This is a genomic window from Kitasatospora sp. NPDC127067 (assembly GCF_042724755.1).
Taxonomy (GTDB): Bacteria; Actinomycetota; Actinomycetes; order Streptomycetales; family Streptomycetaceae; genus Kitasatospora; species Kitasatospora lactacystinica.
The window spans coordinates 1-20,499 of sequence record NZ_JBHXEM010000146.1 but is presented as its reverse complement, the minus strand read 5'-3'; the positions used below and the strand labels follow the sequence as shown (position 1 = coordinate 20,499).

Genomic DNA, 20,499 nt, shown 5'->3' with positions numbered 1-20,499 from the left:
GTCCGCTCCCCCGTTCCGACGGGGAAGCGGACGGGCCGCCGTCCTGCGGGCGCTACTTGTTGGTCCGGCTGATCTCCCAGAAGCGGAAGTAGCCGGTGGTGTCGACGGTGGACTCGACGCCGGTGACGTACGAGCGGGCCGCGAAGAAGGACTTGTTCTGGTACAGCGGGATCAGCGGCACGTTGTCGGCCTCGATCTGCTGGATCTGCGCGTAGGTGGCGGCCGCGGCGCTGCGGTCGGTCTGCTTGAGGCCCTCCGGCACCAGCCTTCCGCTGATCCGCGGGTCGTCCCAACCGTGGTGGTAGGCACCGCCGTTGACCAGCAGCGGGGCGAGGTAGTTGTCCGGGTCCGGGTAGTCGGCGAACCAGCCGATGACGTACGCCTGGTACCTGCCCTCGGTCCAGCCCTTGCGGTACGAGTCCCAGTCCGGCTCCTGGGCGAGCGTCACCTGGAAGAGGCCGCCGGTCTCCAGCTGCTTCTTCAGCGTCTCGGCCTCGTTGCTGCCGGCCCGCGAACGGGACCAGGTGAGGGTGAACTTGACCGGGGTCTGGACCTTGGCGTCGGCGAGGATCTTCTTCGCCTTGTTCACGTCCTGGTCGCCGTAGCGGTCGAAGAAGGCCGTGGTGTGGCCGGGCAGGCCGGCCGGGACCATGGAGTAGAGCGCCTGGACGGTGCGGGCGAAGACGTCGCGGGCCAGCGCCTTGCGGTCCATCATCTGGGCGACGGCCTGGCGGACCGCGACGTTGCTCATCAGCGGGTCCTTGGTGTTGAGGACCAGCGAACGGGTGTCGTTGCTGTCGCCCTCGGTCACCTGGAGGTCGGTCTTGCCGCCCTGCTGGTCGGAGCGGACCTGGGCGGCGGTGTTCGGCTCCAGGCTGTTGTCGGTGAGGTCGACCTCGCTCTTGTCCAGCGCGGCCTTCAGGTCCTCGGACTTGTCGAAGTACCGCACGGTGAACTTGTTGTTCCGCAGCTTGGCCTCGCCGCCGTACTTGTCGTTGGCCGACATCACGACCTTGCCCAGCTGCTTGCCGCCGTTCAGGTTCTCGACCGAGTCGATGCGGTACGGGCCGGAGCCGATCAGCTTGTCGTTGGGGACGAGCTTGTCGGCGGGGTAGACCTGGTGGTCCACGATGGCGCCGGCCGGGCTCGCCAGCTTGGCCGGCAGGGTGGCGTCGGGCGCGGAGAGGTGGAAGAGCACCTCGTTGTCGCCCTTGGCCTCGACGGACTTGATCGAGTCGAGCAGTTCGACCGGGCCGTTCGCGTCGTTGATCTTCTTGGTGCGCTCGATCGAGAAGACCACGTCCTGGGCCGTCATCGGGTGCCCGTTGGAGAACTTCAGGCCCGGCTTCAGGGTGCAGTGGTACTCGGTGGCGTCGCTACCGGTGAACTCGCAGGCCTGCGCGGCGTCCGGGGAGGGCGAGCTGGCCGCGGCCTGGAAAGTGAGCAGCGACTGGAAGGTGTTGCGCAGCAGCAGCCACGAGCCGGAGTCGTAGGCGGCGGCCGGGTCCAGGACACCGGTCAGCTGACTGGTGCCCATGGTGATCGACTTGCCGCCGTCCCCCTTGACCACGTCGGTCACCGATCCGCAACCCGTTACCGACACGGCGACCAGACCGGCGCAACCGAGTACTGCCAGGCGTTCAGCTGAAGTCTTCACGAGGCGCGTCCTTTTGGGTGGCACGAACTGGAGTAGCGTGCCATATCGAACACGCACGACCGATACCCGAGCAGATGACGTTTGGGACACGGCGGTTCAGGGCATCACGGCACGCCCGACGAGTTGTCAGCCAATGACCGTTTTCTCCCCCGGCGACTTCGCTCCGGGGGCCCGCCGGGCCGTTTACCGGCCAGTAGGGCGGGGTTTCAATGAGACGACAATCACACCCGCGAAGCGACCAGGGAACGCAACAGGTCGAGGTCGACCTGCTCCAGCGACGACAGCACCAGCCGCCCCGGGGCCGGCTCGATCGCCGCCACCGAGGGCACCGCGATCACCGGGCAGCCGGCCTCCTCGCCCGCCCGCACCCCCGTCGGGGTGTCCTCGATCACCACACAGCGGGACGGCTCCGCGCCCAGCCGCCGGGCCGCCTCCAGGTACGGGTCCGGGAACGGCTTGGTGCGCGGCACCTCGTCCCCGCCGATGGTGAAGGCGAAGTGGTGGGCCCCCAGCGAGCGCAGCACGATGTCGATCACGTGCCGGTGCGAGGCGGACACCATGGCGGCCGGAATGCCGTGCGCGGCAAGGGTGTTGAGCAGCCGCTCGGCGCCCGGCATGAGCGGCACCCCGCCGGCCAGCAGATCGACGAAGCGCTGGTTCACCAGCACGCCGAGGTCGTCCGGCGCGATGTCCGCCCCGGTCCGGGCGACCAGGTACTCCATCACCCTGGCCATCGGGCCGCCGACCACGTGGGCGCGGTCCGCCTCGTCCAGCTCGTGGCCCAGCTCGGCGAAGAGCGAGGCCTCGGCCTGCCACCAGAAGTCCTCGGTGTCCACCAGCGTCCCGTCCATGTCCAGCAGCACCGCCTGGAGCCCGCGGTCGTCCCCGTGGTCGAGGATGCGCGTGGCGGTGGGACTGGTCGTCATGGCAGGGGTCCTTCCGGCAGGCCCGGGGCGGCCCCGGGGAAGGCACGGGCCGGCCCGCAGGTGAGCGGACCGGCCCGTTCAGGATCATCAAGGATACGCCCGCTTCGTCCGGAAAGAGCGAACGCGGTGGAAACCGGGCGTTACCGGGCGTTGAAGTACTTCGCCTCCGGGTGGTGGATCACGATCGCGTCGGTGGACTGCTCCGGGTGGAGCTGGAACTCCTCCGAGAGCACCACGCCGATCCGCTCCGGCCTCAGCAGGTCGGCGATCTTGGCCCGGTCCTCCAGCTCGGGGCAGGCCCCGTAGCCGAGCGAGAAGCGGGCGCCGCGGTACTTGAGCGCGAACATGTCCTTGACGTCCTGCGGGTCCTCGCCGGAGAAGCCCAGCTCGTAGCGGACCCGCGCGTGCCAGAACTCGGCCAGCGCCTCGGCCAGCTGCACCGAGAGGCCGTGCAGCTCCAGGTAGTCCCGGTAGGAGTTGCCGGCGAACAGCTCGTTGGCCGCCTCCGAGATCCGGTTGCCCATGGTGACCACCTGGAGGCCCACCACGTCCCGCACCCCGGACTCCTCCGGGCGGAAGAAGTCGGCCAGGCAGAGCCGGCGCCCGCGCCGCTGGCGCGGGAAGGTGAAGCGGGTGCGCTCGGTGCCGTCCTCGTGGAAGACGATCAGGTCGTCGCCCTTGGAGTTGGCCGGGTAGTAGCCGTAGACCACGGCCGCCTCCAGCCAGCCCTCGGTCTGCAGCCGGTCCAGCCAGGCCCGCAGCCGCGGCCGGCCCTCGGTCTCCACCAGCTCCTCGTACGAGGGGCCGTCGCCCGTGCGGGCGGCCTTCAGGCCCCACTGCCCCTTGAACAGCGCGTCCTCGTCCAGCCAGGAGGCGTAGTCCGCGAACGGGATGCCCTTGACGATCCGGTCGCCCCAGAACGGCGGGACGGGCACGGTGTTGTCGACCGTGACGTCGGAGCGGATCTGGCCGAGGTTGACCTCGGGCTCCGGCTCCTCCACCTCGACCCGGGCGTGCCGGCGCTGCTTGAGCTCCGGCAGGGTGGCGCCGGGCACGCCGCGCTTGACCGCGATCAGCGCGTCCATCAGCCGCAGGCCCTCGAAGGCGTCCCGGGCGTAGCGGACCTCGCCCTCGTAGATCTCGTGCAGGTCCTGCTCCACGTAGGCGCGGGTCAGGGCGGCGCCGCCGAGGATCACCGGGAAGTCGGCCGCCAGCTTGCGCTGGTTCAGCTCCTCCAGGTTCTCCTTCATGATCACGGTGGACTTGACCAGCAGGCCGGACATCCCGATGACGTCCGCCCGGTGCTCCTGCGCGGCGTCCAGGATCGCCGAGACCGGCTGCTTGATGCCCAGGTTGACCACGTTGTAGCCGTTGTTGGACAGGATGATGTCGACCAGGTTCTTGCCGATGTCGTGGACGTCGCCCTTGACGGTGGCCAGCACGATGGTGCCCTTGCCCTCGTCGTCGGACTTCTCCATGTGCGGCTCCAGGTGGGCCACCGCGGTCTTCATCACCTCGGCCGACTGGAGCACGAACGGCAGCTGCATCTGGCCGGAGCCGAACAGCTCGCCGACCACCTTCATGCCCGCCAGCAGGGTGCTGTTGACGATCTCCAGCGCCGGGCGCTCCGTCAGCGCCTCGTCGAGGTCGGCCTCCAGGCCGTTCCGCTCGCCGTCGATGATCCGCCGCTGGAGCCGCTCCTCCAGCGGCAGCGCGGCCAGCTCCTCCGCCTTGGAGGCCCTGACCGAGGACGAGGAGACGCCCTCGAACAGCTGCAGCAGCTTCTGGAGCGGGTCGTAGCCCTCGCTGCGGCGGTCGTACACCAGGTCGAGCGCGACCTCGCGCTGGTCCTCGGGGATCCGCGCCATCGGCAGGATCTTGGAGGCGTGCACGATCGCCGAGTCCAGGCCCGCCTCGACGCACTCGTTCAGGAAGACCGAGTTGATCACCATGCGGGCGGCCGGGCTGAGGCCGAAGGAGATGTTGGACAGGCCGAGGGTGGTCTGCACGTCCGGGTGGCGGCGCTTGAGCTCGCGGATCGCCTCGATGGTCTCGATGCCGTCCCGGCGCGACTCCTCCTGCCCGGTGCCCAGGGTGAACGCCAGGCAGTCGACCAGGATCGAGCCCTCGTCGACGCCGTACTCGCCGGTCAGCTGGGCGATCAGCCGCTCGGCGATCTCGACCTTCTTGCCGGCGGTGCGGGCCTGGCCGTCCTCGTCGATGGTCAGCGCGATCAGGCCGGCGCCGTGCTCGCGGGCCAGTGAGGCGATCCGGCCGAAGCGGGTGTCCGGGCCGTCGCCGTCCTCGTAGTTCACCGAGTTCAGCACGGCGCGCCCGCCGAGCGCCTCCAGGCCGGCCCGCAGCACCTCCGGCTCGGTGGAGTCCAGCACGATCGGCAGGGTGGAGGCGGTGGCCAGCCGGCCCGCGATCTCCTTCATGTCGGCGACGCCGTCGCGGCCGACGTAGTCCACGCAGAGGTCCAGCAGGTGGGAGCCGTCCCGGATCTGGTCCCGGGCGATCTCCACGCAGGCCTGCCAGTCGCCGGCCAGCATCGACTCGCGGAACTTCTTCGAGCCGTTGGCGTTGGTGCGCTCGCCGATCGCCAGGTACGAGGTGTCCTGCCGGAACGGCACCGCCTGGTAGAGCGAGGCCGCCGAGGGCTCGGGCCGGGGGTCGCGCGGGGCGATCGGACGGCCCTGGACCCGCTCGACCACCTGGCGCAGGTGCTCGGGGGTGGTGCCGCAGCAGCCGCCGACCAGCGAGAGGCCGTACTCGCGGGTGAACACGTCGTGGGCGTCGGCCAGTTCGGCCGGGGAGAGCGGGTAGTGGGCGCCGTCCTTGCCGAGCACCGGCAGGCCCGCGTTCGGCATGCAGGACAGGCCGATCCGGGCGTTCTTGGCCAGGTAGCGCAGGTGCTCGCTCATCTCGGCCGGGCCGGTCGCGCAGTTGAGGCCGATGTAGTCCACGCCCAGCGGCTCCAGCGCGGTGAGCGCGGCGCCGATCTCCGAGCCGAGCAGCATGGTGCCGGTGGTCTCCACCGTCACCTGCACCAGCACGGGCAGGTCCAGCCCGGCCTCGGCCAGGGCCCGCTTGGAGCCCAGGATCGCGGCCTTGGTCTGCAGCAGGTCCTGGCTGGTCTCGACCAGCAGCGCGTCGGCGCCGCCGGCGATCAGGCCGGCCGCGTTCCGCTGGAAGCCGTCGCGCAGCGTCTCGTACGGGGCGTGGCCGAGGGTCGGCAGCTTGGTGCCGGGGCCGATCGAGCCGAGCACCCAGCGGGTGCGGCCGTCGGCGGCGGTGTGGGCGTCGGCCGCCTCGCGGGCGATCCGGGCGCCGGACTCGGACAGCTCGAAGATCCGCTCCGGGATCTCGTACTCGCCGAGCGCGCTGAAGTTGGCGCCGAAGGTGTTGGTCTCCACGCAGTCCACGCCCACCCCGAAGTAGGCCTCGTGGACGGACCGGACGATGTCCGGGCGGGTGACGTTGAGGACCTCGTTGCAGCCTTCGAGGTTCTGGAAGTCCTCCAGCGTCGGATCCTGCGCCTGGAGCATGGTGCCCATGGCACCGTCGGCGACCACCACCCGGGTGGCGAGCGCTTCACGCAACGCGTTCGCGCGGCTCTGCTGAGTGATGGACGGGGTGGCTGCTGTGGCCATGGGGCTTCTCCCTGGTGCGACGGCTGTCGGCTTTGCGGACCCGCTTGCTCGGGCCCGCACGTGGCCAGGGTATCCGGCCGACGGGTCGGCCCGCCGTTCGTTTCGTATCCTGAGCGCTCGACCGCAAGGGGGGAGCAAGCGCGTGGCCCGATACCGGACCTCCACGCAGCGTGCCGGTCGGGCCCTGGGGGCCCCGTTCCGCGCGCTGCGCAACCGCTGGCGGGCATGGTCCCGGTGGCGCCGGGCACTGCTGGTCCTGGCGCTGGTGGCGGCCCTGCCGCCGGCCGCGCTGGGCTCGGCGTTCGTGATGTTCCGACTGCACTACACCGGCGAACCCGCCGCCGACGCCCGCACCCGGGGCCGGGACGCGCTCTGGCTCGGCCACGCCTGGGTGGACGGCCGCAGGACCGAGGCCGACGTGGCCGCACTGGTCCGGCAGCTGGCCGGCACCGGCATCCGGGACCTCTACGTGCACACCGGACCGCTGGAGCACGACGGCTCGCTGCCGCCCGCCGTCCACCCCCGGGGCCGCTGGTTCACCGACACCGTGCACCGGGCGCTGCCCGGCGTGCGGCTGCAGGGCTGGCTGGGCGACGAGGTCAAGCCGGAGAAGGACGCCCTGGACCTGGAGGACGGTCCCACCCGGGACCGGGTCACCGCCTCCGCCGGCCAGGTCCTGGACCTCGGCTTCGACGGCGTGCACTTCGACATGGAGCCGATCCGCCCCGGCTCGCCGGGCTGGCTGGCCCTGCTCGACCGGGTCCGGCCGGTCACCGCGGCGCGCGGCGCCAAGCTGTCGGTGGCGGCCCCGCAGATCGACCCGGTCCCGGGCCTGCACACGGCCGGCATCCTGCTCACCGACCACGGAAAGTGGTGGGACGGGGCGTACTTCACCGAGACCGCCCGCCGGGTCGACCAGGTCGCGGTGATGACCTACGACACCTCGATGCCCACCGAGCCGCTGTACGGGGGCTACGTCGCCCGGCAGACCGAGCTCGCCCTGCGGGCCACCCCGGCCGACGTGGACCTGCTGATGGGCCTGCCCTTCTACTGGGACGACAAGTGGGGCCACTGGGGCGACGCCGAGACCGTCCGGGCCGCCGTCCGGGGCGTGCGGCTGGGCCTGGGCCGGGAGGACCGGCAGCGGGCCAACTTCGGCGTCGCGCTGTACGTGGACTTCGCCTCGCTGCCCGAGCACTGGGCGGCGTACCGCAGCGGCTGGGTGGACGTCGGGTAGCGCGCCCGGACGGCCGTCCGGCGGGCCCGTGCGTCCCGGCCGCGCCCGGACGGCCGTCACGTTCCGTCGCGAATCGAACACCCTTCACCCCCACCGGACACCTGACGGCCCGTCAGCCCCGGGGTCGCCGATATCCGGTGGATCGCGGCGGCCCGCTCCCCCAGACTGTCCCGGTGCCCGGCCGCGGTGCGCATCAAAGCCCGTAGGCTGGGCAGGTAGGGACCGTGGGGCGAGACGTTCCACGGGAGACGAGAGGTTCGACAGTCGGCAGCCGGCCCGTCGGCGCCCCGGCAGGCCAGCCGGGGCGGCGCAGGTCCGACCGCCGACCGGAGGGAGACGCTGGGTGATCGAGCTGGAAGATGTTCCCGAGTTGATCGACCCGGTCATGGTCTGCGCCTTCGAAGGCTGGAACGACGCGGGCGACGCCGCCTCCGCGGCTCTGGCGCATCTGGACGAGACCTGGGGCGGCAAGGTGTTCGCCGCCCTGGACGCGGAGGACTACTACGACTTCCAGGTCAACCGGCCCACGGTCTGGCTGGACGGCGGCATCCGCCGGATCACCTGGCCGACCACCCGGCTCTCGGTGATCCGGGTGACGGAACCGACCACCCGGGACGTCGTGCTGATCCGCGGCATCGAGCCGAGCATGCGCTGGCGCTCGTTCTGCAACGAGCTGCTGGGCTTCGCGCACGAGCTGGGCGTCGAGCTGGTGGTGATCCTGGGCGCGCTGCTCGGCGACACCCCGCACAGCCGCCCGGTGCCGGTCAGCGGGGTCACCTCCGACCCGGAGCTGGCCCGCCGGCTGGACCTGGAGGAGAGCCGCTACGAGGGCCCCACGGGCATCGTCGGGGTGCTCCAGGAGGCCTGCACCCACGCCGGGGTGCCGGCCGTGACGCTCTGGGCGGCGGTGCCGCACTACGTCTCGCAGCCTCCGAACCCCAAGGCCACGCTGGCCCTGATCAACAAGCTGGAGGACCTGCTGGACCTGCGCATCCCGCCGGGCGAGCTCGCCGAGGACGCCCGGGCCTGGCAGCTCGGCGTGGACCAGCTGGCCGCCGAGGACAGCGAGGTGGCCGAGTACGTCCAGCAGTTGGAGGAGGCCCAGGACACCGCGGAGCTGCCGGAGGCCTCCGGCGACGCCATCGCCCGCGAGTTCGAGCGCTACCTGCGCCGCCGGGAGAACGTCGGGCCGACCGGCGAGAAGCCGGTGTCCGGGCACGCCACGGCGGAGCGGCCGGCCGACCCGGAGGCGCCGGGCGGCGCCCGGGAGAGCCAGGACGGCGCCGAGGAGGAGTAGCGGCACCGCACGCCGAAGGGGCGTCGGGACACCTGGTCCTGACGCCCCTTCGGCGTGTGCTGCGGGGTGCGGGTTACAGCGCGACGCCGAGCAGGGCGTCCACGGTGCGGGTCACCAGGCCGGGCGCGCCGATGTCGGTGCCGCCCTCGGCCTCCTGCCCGGCCGCCCAGCGGTCGACCGCGGCCAGCGCGGCGGGCGTGTCCAGGTCGTTCGCGAGCGCCTCGCGCACCTCGGCGAGCAGCTGCCCGGCCGTCGGGCCGTCCGGGCGGGAGACCGCGGCGCGCCAGCGGGCGAGGCGCTCGACGGCCTCGTCCAGGGTGCTCTTGGTCCACTCCCAGTCCGCGCGGTAGTGGTGCGAGAGCAGCGCCAGGCGAATCGCGGCCGGGTCGACGCCCTCGCGGCGCAGCGCCGAGACGAAGACCAGGTTGCCGCGGGACTTGGACATCTTGTGGCCGTCCAGGGCGACCATGCCGGCGTGCACGTACGCCTTGGCGTACGGGTGGGCGCCGGTGGCGACCTGGGCGTGCGCGGCGCCCATCTCGTGGTGCGGGAAGGAGAGGTCGCTGCCGCCGCCCTGGATGTCGAAGGACATGCCGAGGTACTGGAGGGCGATGGCGACGCACTCGATGTGCCAGCCGGGGCGGCCGTGGCCGAGCTCGGTGTCCCAGGCGGGCTCGCCCGGGCGGGCGGCCAGCCAGAGCAGGGCGTCCAGCGGGTTGCGCTTGCCGGGGCGGTCCGGGTCGCCGCCGCGCTCGGCGAAGACCGGGCGCATGGCCTCGCGGGTGAGGCCGGAGACCTCGCCGAAGCGCGGGTCGGCGTCGACCGAGAAGTAGATGTCGCCGTCCACCCGGTAGGCGGCGCCGGAGGCCAGCAGCTTCTGGACGATCGGGACGATCCACGGGATCGACTCGACGGCGCCGATGTAGTGGGCCGGCGGGAGCATGCGCAGCGCGGTCATGTCCTCGCGGAACAGGGCCGTCTCGCGCTCGGCCAGGTCGGTCCAGTCCTGGCCGGTCTCGACCGCGCGGGCGAGCAGCGGGTCGTCGACGTCGGTGACGTTCTGGATGTACAGGACGTCGTGGCCGGCGTCCTTCCAGACGCGCTGCACCAGGTCGAACGCGTTGTAGGTGGCGGCGTGGCCCATGTGGGTCGCGTCATAGGGGGTGATGCCGCAGACGTAGATCCGGGCGGTGCCGTCCTGCGGCACCACCTCGCGGACGGTGCCCGCGGCGGTGTCGTGGATACGGAGGGGGAGCCCCTGACCAGGCAGGTCGGGAACCTCGGAGGCGGGCCAGGCATGCATGGAAACAACTTTAACCTTGCGAACATTTGAAAGCCTAACCAGTACGAAAGATCGACTGGATTCGCTTCTTGCCATTGCCCGGCGGTTTTCCGACTGGTAATGCACGGAACCGGTGCGGCGCGGAGCCGGCCCGGAGGCGGCTCGGCACGGAGCCCGGCCCCGGTTCCGGACGTGGTTGAGCGCCCGGTCGGCCCTGCCGCCGACCGGGCGCCCGGCGCCCCGGGGGACGCGGTCGGAGCCGCTACGACCGCTGCCAGAGGGCCGGCACGTTCGGCGGCTCCCAACCGGCCATGGCGGTGTGCGCCTGGAGGCAGGTGTAGGAGACGCCGGAGTAGGTGACGCGGTCGCCCGCCTTGTACGCGGTGCCCGCGGCCCAGGTGCCGCCCGGCGGCGTACTGGGCCCCCCGGTCGGGGTGACGGTGGGCGACGGGCTCGGCGTGCCGGGGGTCTGCGGAACGTCCAGCACGAAGTCGAAACTGGCCTCGCGGGTCTGGCCGTTCTGGCGGACGTTCATCAGCAGCCGGGGATCGTAGATGCTGTCCGTGCTGTTGCGCGGCTCGCCCGGGAAGTACAGCTGGGTGGTGATGATCGAGCGGCCGGGGGCCTGCAGCTTGACGTGCAGGTGCCGGGTGCGGCCCGGGTAGAGGCCGGGCACGATGGTGTCCAGCTTGTACGCCCCGTTGGCGTCGGTGAACTGGTGGCCGCGGAAGGTGTAGGTGACGTTGTCGTAGTTGCCGCCGTTGTCGGCCTGCCAGAAGTCCAGCAGCACACCGGAGATGGGCCGGCAGGCGCGGCCGAAGACGTAACCGCTGACCACCAGGCGGGTGCCGGGGCCGTCGTTGACCATCGAGCTGCGCAGCGGGGAGTTGGGCTTGAAGTACGGACCCTCGATCTGCTCGATGGTGGGGGCGTCCCCGTCGTGGCACTCGGGGGTGAAGCCGATCGGTTCGCCGCTGTCGATCCGGTCCCGGGCCAGTGCGACTCCGCCGCCGACCAGCAGCGGAGCAGCCCCTAGCGCGGCGGCGGCCTTCAGTACGGTCTTGCGGCTGATCATGCCGTCGGGCGTGGGCATGCGCCGTCTCCTTCTCGTGAGGCGGGGGGTGGGGGCGGCCCTTGCCATGGTGGGGGCATGACAAGGGCCGAACCGGTCGCCCGTCCGTGCGCGCCGGGCCGGCCACCGGTGGCCAGCAGCAAAGTTACGGGCCGTCCGGCGTGACCGCGATGGACATGATCCGGGGATCGTGGTGATTTCCGTCGACCCTGGCCCGGAACTCCCCCGGGGTCATCCCGGTCTCCCGGCGGAAGAACCGGCAGAAGTACGCCGGGTCGACGAAGCCCGCCTCCTTCGATACCTGACGGATCGTCAAATCCGTGCAGGCGAGAAGTCGTTTGGCCTCCAGGGTCTGCTGCCGGCGGATCAGGCCGCCCGGGGTCCGGCCGGTGGCCTGCTTCACCAGGGTCTGCAAGTGCCCCGGGGAGACGCCGAGTTCCTGCGCGGTGGAGGCCACCGAGTGCCGCACCCCGCCCGGCCGGGCGATCAACCGGGTGAAGGCGGCGGCCACTTCGGCCGGACGGCTGGGCACCACCGGACGGTCGACCGGGGCACAGGCGCGCAGCGCCCGGACGATCAGGATGTGCAGGCTGGCCCGCAGCACACCCTGGTAGCCCGGCGCCCTGGTCCGGTACTCGTGCTCCATGTCGGCGAGCAGCGCGGTGATCGCCCCGGCCTGTTCACCGAGCGCGAGGGCCGGGCGGGCGGCCAGGGCCCGCAGGGCGGCGAGGTCCTGGGGGTGGCCGAGCAGGAAGTCCTCGTTGAACAGGACGACCTGGCCGGTCAGCTCCTCGGCGTCCGCCCAGTAGTGCACCTGACCGGGGGTGATCACGCACAACTGCGGTGGCGCCAGCGGCCGGTGGACGAGGTCCAGGACGTGGGCGCCGTGGCCGCCGGTGACGTGGACGATCTCGTAGAACGAGTGCCGGTGGGGGAAGCCGGCCCGCGAGAGCGGGCCGATCGCGTCGAAACTGCCGATGGCGAAGGGGAGCAGCTGGGGCAGCGGGACCTGCAACCGGTGCAACGGCAGGTCCGGCGTGGTCCGGGGGGTGGGGGTGGTCCGTCGCACATCCATCGGAGCAGTGTGCGACCCGTTCCGGGCACAGGTCCAGACCATCTGCCGCCGTTTTCACGGACCGGTCCGGGCCACCGGCGCTCGCGCGGCCGGCGGCAAGGACCGGTCGGCACCCCCGGCTGCACCCCGGGCCACACCCCCGGCTACACCGGCGGCCAGGGAATCGCCGGCCAGTCCTCGGGCGGCAGCGGGTGCCGGCCGGAGCCCCGGAGCCCGGCCACCCGGGCCCGGGTCGCGTCCAGTTCGGCCGCCGTCAGGTGCGGGGCGAGCCGCTCGGCGAGCTCGCCGTCCAGTTGCTCGGCCAGCCGGGCCAGCACCTCCAGCGCCTCGGTGGGCAGCGGGTCCCCGGCCCAGCCCCAGAGCAGGGTGCGCAGCTTGTCCTCGGTGTTGAAGGTGACACCGTGGTCGATGCCGTACACCCGGCCGTCGGCGGCCGGAATCAGGTGCCCGCCCTTGCGGTCGGCGTTGTTGAGCACCGCGTCCAGGACGGCGAGCCGGCGCAGCCGCCGGTCGTCGTGGTGCACCAGCAGGGCCGTCCGCCCGCCCTCGACCTCGGCCCGGACGATCGGCAGCCAGCCCTGCTCCGGGCCGCGCGGGTCCTGGAGCGCGAGCAGCGGCTCGGCCCCCGGGTCCGGCTCGACCCACAGCTGCACCATGCCGGGCCCGTGCGGGCCCTCGCGCAGCACGGTGGGCGGGATCAGCGCCCAGCCGGTCGCGGCGGACAGCTCGTACGCGGCGACCTCGCGGCCGGCCAGCGTGCCGTCCGGAAAGTCCCACAGCGGGCGCTCGCCGGCCACCGGCTTGTAGACGGCCTGCGCGCTCAGCGAGCCGTGCGCGACCGTGCAGTACAGCGCGGCGTTGGAGGCTTCGGTGAGGCGGCCGTGCACGGTCAGCCCGCCCTGGCGCAGCAGCGCGAGGGCGGTGGGCACGTCGGCGGCCAGCGCCGCGGCGGCGGCCGGGTCGGCCTGCGGCGGGGTGTCGGTGTTCAGCGCCGGTAGCCGTTCGCGCGCGGGCACAGGTGGCCCTCCGGGTCGAGCGGCAGGTTGCAGAACGGGCAGGGCTTGCGGCCCGCCGCGACCAGGTCCAGCGCGCGCTTGGCGAAGACCCGGGCCATCGCGCCGGACAGCCGCACCCGGAGCATGTCCGGGCCGGTCTCGTCGTCGGTGAAGACCGCCTCGGCGGCGTCCTCCTCCTCCTCGTCCTCGACCAGCGCCTGGGCCTCGACCACCAGGCAGCTGTCCACGCTGTCCCAGGCCAGCGCCATGGTGCCGACCCGGAACTCCTGCTCCAGCGGGAGGTCCAGCGGGGCGGTGTCGAGCAGGTCCTTCGGGGCGGCGGCCGGGATGGCGGCGTCTCCGCCACTGCGCCGCAGCGCCTCGTCCAGGACCTCCTCGATGCGCTCGGCGAGCGCCGCGACCTGGGTCTTCTCCAGCAGCACGCTGGTGATCCGGCCCCGGGCACTGGCCTGAAGGTAGAACGCCCGGGCGCCGGGCTGGCCGACGGTGCCGGCCACGAACCGTTCGGGCTGGTCGTAGAAGTAGACCTGACGGGGCACGCTCTCGCTCCGGATCGTGTCGGTCGGCGCGGTACCGCCGGGGGCGGATCGCGGCCGGATGGACTCGTAAGTCACCCTACGACCTTCGGGCTCCGGCCGGGGAGCCGAGCCGACGGCCGCGGGCGGGGTGGCACCCGGGGAACCAGCGGTGTCGCCCCGGACGGCGCCTCCCCGGACGGCCCGTCGGCGGCGTGCCTCAGACGGCGCCGCCGACCACCGCGTCACCGGCCGGGGTGGCCGCGGCCGGGTGGGGCCTGGGCGCGAGCGAGGCGAGGTCGCCGGTGTCGCCCATCCTCAGGACGAAGGGCCGCTGCGGGGTGTAGCGGATCGCGGTGACCGAACAGGGCTCGACGCTGATCCGCTGGAAGTGGTCCAGGTGCAGCCCGAGCGCGTCGGCCACCACGGCCTTGATCACGTCCCCGTGCGAGCAGGCGATCCAGACCGCGTCCTCGCCGTGCTCGGCGGCGATCCTCCGGTTCCACTCGCGCACCGCGTCCACCGTGCGGTGGCTCAGCTCGCGCAGCGACTCCCCGCCGGGGAAGGCGGCCCCGGCGGCGTGGTCCTGCACGGTGCGCCAGAGCGGCTCCTTGGCCAGCTCCGCCAGCGGGCGGCCGGTCCAGTCGCCGTAGTGGCACTCCCCCAGCCGCTCGTCCTCGGTCGGCGGGCCCAGCTCGGGCCGGACCGCCAGCAACGGCTCCAGCGTCTGCCGGCAGCGCTCCAGCGGGCTGCTGACCGCCCGCACCAGCGGGATGCCCGCCAGCCGGCCGGCCAGGGCGGCGGCCTGCGCGCGCCCGGTGTCGTCGAGGTCCACGCCGGGGGTCCAACCGGCCAGGATTCCGGCGGTGTTCGCGGTGGAGCGGCCGTGACGGACGAGCAGCAGGGTGGGCATGGGGTCAGCCTACGGCCTTCGGGCCCGGCCGTGGGCCCCGGTTCTTCCGCCCGGTCGCACCCCGGCCGCCGGGAGGCCGGGGGACGGGGCACCACCCGGGTCCGTGCCGAACGGCCCCGCTCGGGTGACAATGGCCCGCATGATCGTCCACTGCGCCGCCTACCACGACGGCCACCGGATCGAGGCCCCCGCGGACCTGGCCGGTGCGCTCGCCGCCGCCCGCGCGGCCGGTCCGGACGGCTTCGTCTGGATAGGCCTGTTCGAGCCCACCGTCGAGGAACTCGACCACGTCGGCAAGGAGTTCGCGCTGCACCCGCTGGCCGTCGAGGACGCCGTCAGCGCCCACCAGCGCCCCAAGGTGGAGGCCTACCAGGGCTCGCTGTTCGTCACCCTGAAGACCCTCGGCTACCACCCCGGCGGTCACGTCGTGACGGTCGGCGAGGTGATGGTCTTCCTCGGCCCGGACTTCGTGATGACCGTCCGGCACGGCGAGGACAGCCCGCTCAGCGGCCTGCGGGCCGCCCTGGAGCAGGATCCCGAGCAACTGCGCTACGGGCCCAGCTCGGTGCTGCACTCGGTCTGCGACACCGTCGTGGACGGCTACGTGGAGGTGGCCACCGCGCTCCAGACCGACCTGGACGAGCTGGAGGCGGACATCTTCTCCCCCGGCCGGGTCGGCCGCGACACCGCCGGCCGGATCTACGGCTACAAGCGCCAGGTGATGTCCGTGCGCAGGGCCACCGGACCGCTGCTGGAACCGATGCTGGCCCTGGAGCGCGGCGCCCGCTTCGTCCGCCCCGAGACCGCGCCCTACCTGCGGGACGTCGCCGACCACGTGGCCCGGGTGAACGACCAGGTGGACGGCATGGACCGGCTGCTGTCCGACATCCTGAACGCCAACCTGGCGCAGGTCAGCGTCCAGCAGAACAACGACATGCGGAAGATCTCGGCCTGGGCGGCGCTGGCCGCCGTACCGACGATGATCGCGGGCATCTACGGGATGAACTTCGACCACATGCCCGAACTGCACCAGGTCTGGGGGTACCCGGCGGTGCTGGTGCTGATGGTGGTGGTCTGCCTGGTGCTGCACCGGGTGTTCAAGCGGCACGACTGGCTGTAGTGCCGCTCCCCCACCGGCCGTCCGGTTCGTCGGGCCCGTCCCGTCCGTGCTGTCCCGTCAGGCCAGTCCGGCGCGCTCCAGCGCCTCGACGCCGGTGCGCAGCGCCAGGATCCGCTCGTCCAGGGTGAATCCGGACGGGGCCAGGGTGAGCGTGGTGACGCCCGCCTCGGCGTAGGCCTGCATCCGGTCGGCGATCCGGGCGGTGTCGCCGATCAGCGAGGTGGCGTCGATCAGGTCGTGCGGGACGGCGGCCGCGGCACCCGCGTAGTCCCTGGCGAGGTACTTCTCCTGGACCTCGTCGGCGGCCTGCTCGTAGCCCATCCGTCGGGCGAGCTGGTTGTAGAAGTTCTTCTCCTTGCTGCCCATGCCGCCGATGTAGAGCGCGGCGTACGAGCGCAGGCCGTCCACGCCGGCCTTGATGTCCTCGCCGACCGCGAGGTTCACGGTCGGGCAGAGGTCGAAGCCCTCCAGCGTCCTCCCGGATTTGGCGCGGCCGGCCGTCAGCGGGTCGACGGAGAGCGCGGCGTGCTCGGGCGAGAAGAAGATGCCGAGCCAGCCGTCGGCGATCTCACCGGTCAGCTCCAGGTTCTTCGGGCCGATCGCGGCGATGTACAGCGGGATGTGCTCGCGCACCGGGTGCACGGTGAGCTTGATCGGCTTGCCGGGGCCGCCGGGCAGCGGCAGCGTCCAGTGCGCGCCCTCGTGCACCAGGCGCTCGCGGGACATCGCCTTGCGGATGATCTCCACGTACTCGCGGGTGCGGGCGAGCGGCTTGTCGAACTTCACGCCGTACCAGCCCTCGGACACCTGCGGGCCGGAGACGCCGAGGCCGAGCCGGAACCGGCCGCCGGACAGGGTGTCCAGGGTCGCGGCGGTCATCGCGGTCATGGCCGGGGTGCGGGCCGGGATCTGGAAGATGGCCGAGCCGACGTCGATCCGCTCGGTCTTCGCGGCGACGAAGCTGAGCACCGTCGCGGCGTCCGAGCCGTACGCCTCCGCCGCCCAGCAGACCGAGTAGCCGAGTCGGTCCGCCTCCTGGGCGACGGCGATGTTGTCGGCGTCCATGCCGAGCCCCCAGTAGCCGAGGTTGATCCCGAGTCGCATCTGCCGCACCTTCCAGTGGGTTGGGGTTGCCAGCGAGGGTAGCCGTGCCCGCGCCGAACATGCTACTGACGGGTAGGAGTGGGTTGGGTCACACCGGTGCTGTTGATCGTTCTGCGGGTCGGCACCTCTGCCCGCGCACCGGCCGCTACGCTCAGCCGACGTGGGGAGCGCTCTCCCCACCTGCGCGTTCACAGGGCTGCCGGGCCTCCCGGGGCCACCGGCCAGTGAAGGGCCCGTCCGATGGAAAAGCGTCACCTCGGCCGCACCGGCCTGCAGGTCTCCCGGCTCGGCCTCGGCACCATGACCTGGGGCCGCGACACCGACGAGCACGAGGCGGCGGAGCAGCTCAAGGAGTTCGTCGACGCCGGCGGCAACCTGATCGACACCGCCGACGTGTACGCGGACGGCGGCGCCGAGTACCTGATCTCCCGGCTCACCGACGGCCTGATCCCCCGGTCCGAACTCGTCATCGCCACCAAGGCCGGCAGCGTCCCGGAGTCCGCCCGCCGCTTCGACGGCTCGCGCGGCCACCTGCTCGCCGCCCTGGACGCCTCGCTGCGCCGGCTCGGCACCGACCACGTCGACCTGTGGCAGGTGCACTCCTTCGACCCGGCGACCCCGGTCGAGGAGACGCTCAGCGCCCTCGACATCGCCGTCTCCTCCGGGCGCGCCCGCTACGTCGGGGTCTGCGACTTCAGCGGCTGGCAGCTCGCCAAGACCGCCACCTGGCAGCACGCCCACCACGGGCGGGCACCGCTGGCCGGGGCGCAGCTGGAGTACTCGCTGCTGCAGCGCGGCATCGAGCGGGAGGCGCTGCCCGCCGCGCTGGACGCCGGGGTCGGGGTGCTGGCCGGCTCGCCGCTCGGGCGCGGGGTGCTCACCGGCAAGTACCGGCACGGCGTCCCGCAGGACTCGCGCGGCGCCTCGCCGTACCTGACCGGGTTCGTCCAGCCGTACCTCGGGGAGCGCTCCCGACGGATCGTGGACGCCCTCGCCACCGCCGCCGACGGGCTCGCCAGCAGCCCGCTGGCGGTCGCGCTGGCCTGGGTCCGGGACCGGCCCGGGGTGGCGAGCGCCCTGGTCGGGGCCCGGACGGTGGCCCAGCTGCAGGCGGCACTGTCGGTGGAGGCGCTTACGCTTCCGGATGAGATCCGTGGTGCGCTGGACGACATCTCGTCGCCGGTGCACCACTACCCGGACCAGGGGTGGACCGAGCTGTGACCCCCGGCCCGGGTTGTCGAGCAGAACCTGCAGTGGAGTGACCTTTGGAGCGGACGACGATGACTGACACGGGGAACGGCGCTCCGGAGGTGACCGCCGGGGCCAAGCTGACCCCGGAGGCGAAGGCCGCGAAGTTCGCGGAGCTGGCCCAGCGGATCCGCGGCATGCAGCCGGAGGACGCCGCGGATCGTGCCGCACGGGCGGGTGCCGCCCGCGCGGAGGCCTCGATGACGGAAGCCCCGACGGAGGAGGCCCCGGAGCCCGGAGGGTCGGAGCCCGGGGAGTCGGAGCCGGCCGCTCCGGCCCCTGTCCCGGTCGCCCCCGTCCGGGCCGCCCCCGTTCCGGCCCCGGCTCCCGCCCCGGCCGCCCCCGCCCCCGTGGTGTCCGACCGGCAGCGCGGCGAGGTGCTCCGCGCCACCGTCGAGGTGCTGACCGCCGGCGGCGCCCCGGCCGAACTGGCGGCCGCCGCCGTAACCGCGCTCGGCGAGGAGGCACCCGCACGACTGCGCGAGGACCCGTGGGCGGTGCTGGGCCTGCCCGGCGTCCGGCCCGAGCACGCGGACGGCTTCGCCCGGGAGCTGCTCGGCCCCGGAGCCGGCCCGGGCGACGAGCGCCGCGCCCGCGCACTGGTGCCGTGGCTGCTGGAGCAGGCGGCGCTGCGCGGGCACTCGGCCCAGGAACTCGCCGAGGTGGCGGTCGGGCTCGACCGGCTCCGGATGCCCGAGCCGGCCACCGCGATCCAGGCCGCCGTCGAGGACGGGCGGGTGCTGTCCTTCCAGGAGGAGCTGACCGGCCCCGAGGCTCACGCGGCGGGGGGCGACGAGGAGGACGAGGCGCCGACCCGGACGCTGCTCGCCCTGGCGGGGCTGGCGATGGCCGAGGACAGCCTCGCCGAGAAGCTGCTCCAGCTGATGGCCACCTTCGTGCCGGGCGAGGACGCCGAGGAGACCGAGGACGCGGCCGAGGCTGCCGATGGGTCCGAGGACGCCGACGAATCCGAGCAGGCGGCCACCGACGCGGAGGCAGCGGCGGCGGCCACCGAGGCCACCGCCGAGCAGCCTCCCGTCGCCCCCGGCCCGGCCGCCTGGGCGGCCGCCGCCGAGGCGGCGCCGTCCTCCTCCGCGACCGCCCTGATCAAGGCCGTCGCCGAACACGCCCTGGTGCTGCACACCGGCGGCGAGGCGGCCCGCGCCGAGCCGGCCGTACTGGTCGCCGCCGCCCGCGGCCTCGGGCTGCGGGCCTGGGCCGCCACCTGGACCGACCAGGGCCGGGACTCCTTCGCCGCACTCGCCCGGGCGGGAGCCGGCGCCGAGGCCCCCGTGGTCACCCTCGCCGAGCTGCTCTCCGGCGCCGCCGGCCCCGGCCGCGCCCCGGACGGCACGCTCGCCCTGGACCTGCTGGTCGTGCTGGACGCCCCGCTGCTGGACGTCGAACTGGCCGCCACCGTCCTGGAGTCGCTGGCCGACGGCACCCGGCTGGTGCTCAGCGGCGACCCGGGCCAGCTCTGGTCGGCCGGCCCCGGCCGGTTCTTCGCCGACCTGCTGGCCGCCAAGGCCTGCCCGGCGGTCTCCTCCCGCACCCCGGACTTCGGCCCGATCGGCGAGCTGGTCTCCGGCATCGGCATGGGCGAGCTCCAGCCGGTCGAGGCGCCGGACAAGGAGGTGGTCATCCTGACCGCGAAGGACGCCGGCGAGGCCGTCCACCGCGCCGTCCAGCTGCTCACCGACTCCATTCCGCGCGCGCTGGGCATCCCGGTCGAGCAGGTGGTGCTGCTCACCCCGGGCCACGGCGGCCCGGCCGGCACCCGCGCGCTGAACGCCGCCGCCAAGGCCCGGCTCAACCCCGGCCCCGGCCGCTTCGGCGGCTTCGACCCGGGCGACCGGGTGGTCGACTCCCCCGCGCCCGGCATCACCCGCCCGGCCCGGGTGCTGGACGGCGACGCCGCCGGTCTGCACCTGGAGTACGCGGACGGCTCGCACCGGACCGTCCCGCCGGCCGAGGCCGCCCGGCTGCGGCACGGCTGGGCGCTGACCGTCCACCAGGCGCTCGGCCGGCGCTGGCCCGGCGCCGTCGTGGTGCTCCCGGAGGACGCCGCCCCGGCGCTCACCCGGCAGTGGGTCTACACCGCCTTCGGCCGCGGCGAGCGGCACCTGTCCGTGGTGCACGCGGCGGGCCCGGCGCTGGCCCAGGCCGTCGCCGAGCGCCCGGCGCAGCCGCGCACCACCCGGCTACGGGCGGTCCTCGCCGAGAACGCCGCCGCCTCCGCGTACTGAGCGGCGTCCGGCCGGCCCGCCATGGCGGGCCGCCGGCCGGAACGCACGACGGGCGGGCCCCGGTGATCCCGGGCCCGCCCGTAGGCCGTGCTGGCCGGCGTCCGGCGTCCCGATGCTCGTCGGCGTAGACCTCCCTCA

Annotated in this window: 15 protein-coding genes; 5 read left to right on the top strand and 10 right to left on the bottom strand. The window is 73.3% G+C overall.

Features of this window, described 5'->3' with window-relative positions; all coding sequences use genetic code 11:
• Nucleotides 1-52: 52 nt before the first annotated feature.
• The 3 genes from ACFWJ4_RS35880 to metH form a co-directional block, all read right to left on the bottom strand.
• On the bottom strand, nucleotides 53-1,579 hold the full coding sequence (locus tag ACFWJ4_RS35880; RefSeq protein ID WP_359901198.1) for an ABC transporter substrate-binding protein: 1,527 nt from the start codon (nucleotides 1,577-1,579) through the stop codon (nucleotides 53-55).
• 299 nt (nucleotides 1,580-1,878) lie between these two features.
• A complete protein-coding gene (locus tag ACFWJ4_RS35875; protein ID WP_359901201.1) occupies nucleotides 1,879-2,583 on the bottom strand; it encodes an HAD family phosphatase in 705 nt (234 codons plus the stop codon).
• Between the two features lie 140 nt (nucleotides 2,584-2,723).
• The gene (gene metH, locus ACFWJ4_RS35870) at nucleotides 2,724-6,236 is read right to left on the bottom strand and encodes a methionine synthase (protein ID WP_380552009.1); all 3,513 of its coding nucleotides are present in this window, start codon (nucleotides 6,234-6,236) and stop codon (nucleotides 2,724-2,726) included.
• 142 nt (nucleotides 6,237-6,378) lie between these two features.
• Here metH and ACFWJ4_RS35865 point away from each other — a divergent pair, with 142 nt between their 5' ends.
• Nucleotides 6,379-7,473: a hypothetical protein gene (locus ACFWJ4_RS35865; protein ID WP_380552006.1), complete on the top strand. Its 1,095-nt coding sequence runs from the start codon at nucleotides 6,379-6,381 to the stop codon at nucleotides 7,471-7,473.
• A 343-nt stretch (nucleotides 7,474-7,816) separates the two neighbouring features.
• Nucleotides 7,817-8,770, top strand: coding sequence for a PAC2 family protein (locus ACFWJ4_RS35860; RefSeq protein WP_359901210.1), 954 nt, complete (start codon nucleotides 7,817-7,819; stop codon nucleotides 8,768-8,770).
• A gap of 73 nt (nucleotides 8,771-8,843) precedes the next feature.
• On the opposite strand, the gene mshC is transcribed toward ACFWJ4_RS35860, so the two are convergent.
• The 6 genes from mshC to ACFWJ4_RS35830 form a co-directional block, all read right to left on the bottom strand.
• Nucleotides 8,844-10,073 carry a cysteine--1-D-myo-inosityl 2-amino-2-deoxy-alpha-D-glucopyranoside ligase gene (gene mshC, locus ACFWJ4_RS35855; RefSeq protein WP_380552003.1) on the bottom strand — a complete coding sequence of 410 codons (1,230 nt, stop codon included), beginning with the start codon at nucleotides 10,071-10,073 and terminating at the stop codon, nucleotides 8,844-8,846.
• 241 nt (nucleotides 10,074-10,314) lie between these two features.
• Nucleotides 10,315-11,145 carry a carbohydrate-binding protein gene (locus tag ACFWJ4_RS35850; RefSeq protein ID WP_380552000.1) on the bottom strand — a complete coding sequence of 277 codons (831 nt, stop codon included), beginning with the start codon at nucleotides 11,143-11,145 and terminating at the stop codon, nucleotides 10,315-10,317.
• A gap of 124 nt (nucleotides 11,146-11,269) precedes the next feature.
• Nucleotides 11,270-12,199: an AraC family transcriptional regulator gene (locus tag ACFWJ4_RS35845; protein WP_380551997.1), complete on the bottom strand. Its 930-nt coding sequence runs from the start codon at nucleotides 12,197-12,199 to the stop codon at nucleotides 11,270-11,272.
• A 143-nt stretch (nucleotides 12,200-12,342) separates the two neighbouring features.
• Complete coding sequence (locus tag ACFWJ4_RS35840) at nucleotides 12,343-13,140, bottom strand: SCO1664 family protein (protein ID WP_359901268.1); 798 nt, start codon at nucleotides 13,138-13,140, stop codon at nucleotides 12,343-12,345.
• A 44-nt stretch (nucleotides 13,141-13,184) separates the two neighbouring features.
• The gene (locus tag ACFWJ4_RS35835; RefSeq protein ID WP_359901221.1) at nucleotides 13,185-13,754 is read right to left on the bottom strand and encodes a DUF3090 domain-containing protein; all 570 of its coding nucleotides are present in this window, start codon (nucleotides 13,752-13,754) and stop codon (nucleotides 13,185-13,187) included.
• 196 nt (nucleotides 13,755-13,950) lie between these two features.
• The gene (locus tag ACFWJ4_RS35830) at nucleotides 13,951-14,643 is read right to left on the bottom strand and encodes an MSMEG_4193 family putative phosphomutase (RefSeq protein WP_380551994.1); all 693 of its coding nucleotides are present in this window, start codon (nucleotides 14,641-14,643) and stop codon (nucleotides 13,951-13,953) included.
• 139 nt (nucleotides 14,644-14,782) lie between these two features.
• Here ACFWJ4_RS35830 and ACFWJ4_RS35825 point away from each other — a divergent pair, with 139 nt between their 5' ends.
• A complete protein-coding gene (locus ACFWJ4_RS35825) occupies nucleotides 14,783-15,763 on the top strand; it encodes a magnesium and cobalt transport protein CorA (RefSeq protein WP_380551991.1) in 981 nt (326 codons plus the stop codon).
• A 57-nt stretch (nucleotides 15,764-15,820) separates the two neighbouring features.
• Here ACFWJ4_RS35825 and ACFWJ4_RS35820 read toward each other — a convergent pair whose 3' ends face one another.
• Nucleotides 15,821-16,867 carry an LLM class F420-dependent oxidoreductase gene (locus ACFWJ4_RS35820; RefSeq protein WP_359901229.1) on the bottom strand — a complete coding sequence of 349 codons (1,047 nt, stop codon included), beginning with the start codon at nucleotides 16,865-16,867 and terminating at the stop codon, nucleotides 15,821-15,823.
• 240 nt (nucleotides 16,868-17,107) lie between these two features.
• Here ACFWJ4_RS35820 and ACFWJ4_RS35815 point away from each other — a divergent pair, with 240 nt between their 5' ends.
• Nucleotides 17,108-18,088: an aldo/keto reductase gene (locus ACFWJ4_RS35815; protein ID WP_380551988.1), complete on the top strand. Its 981-nt coding sequence runs from the start codon at nucleotides 17,108-17,110 to the stop codon at nucleotides 18,086-18,088.
• A gap of 59 nt (nucleotides 18,089-18,147) precedes the next feature.
• A complete protein-coding gene (locus ACFWJ4_RS35810) occupies nucleotides 18,148-20,361 on the top strand; it encodes a helix-hairpin-helix domain-containing protein (RefSeq protein WP_380551985.1) in 2,214 nt (737 codons plus the stop codon).
• The last annotated feature ends 138 nt before the right edge of the window (nucleotides 20,362-20,499 follow it).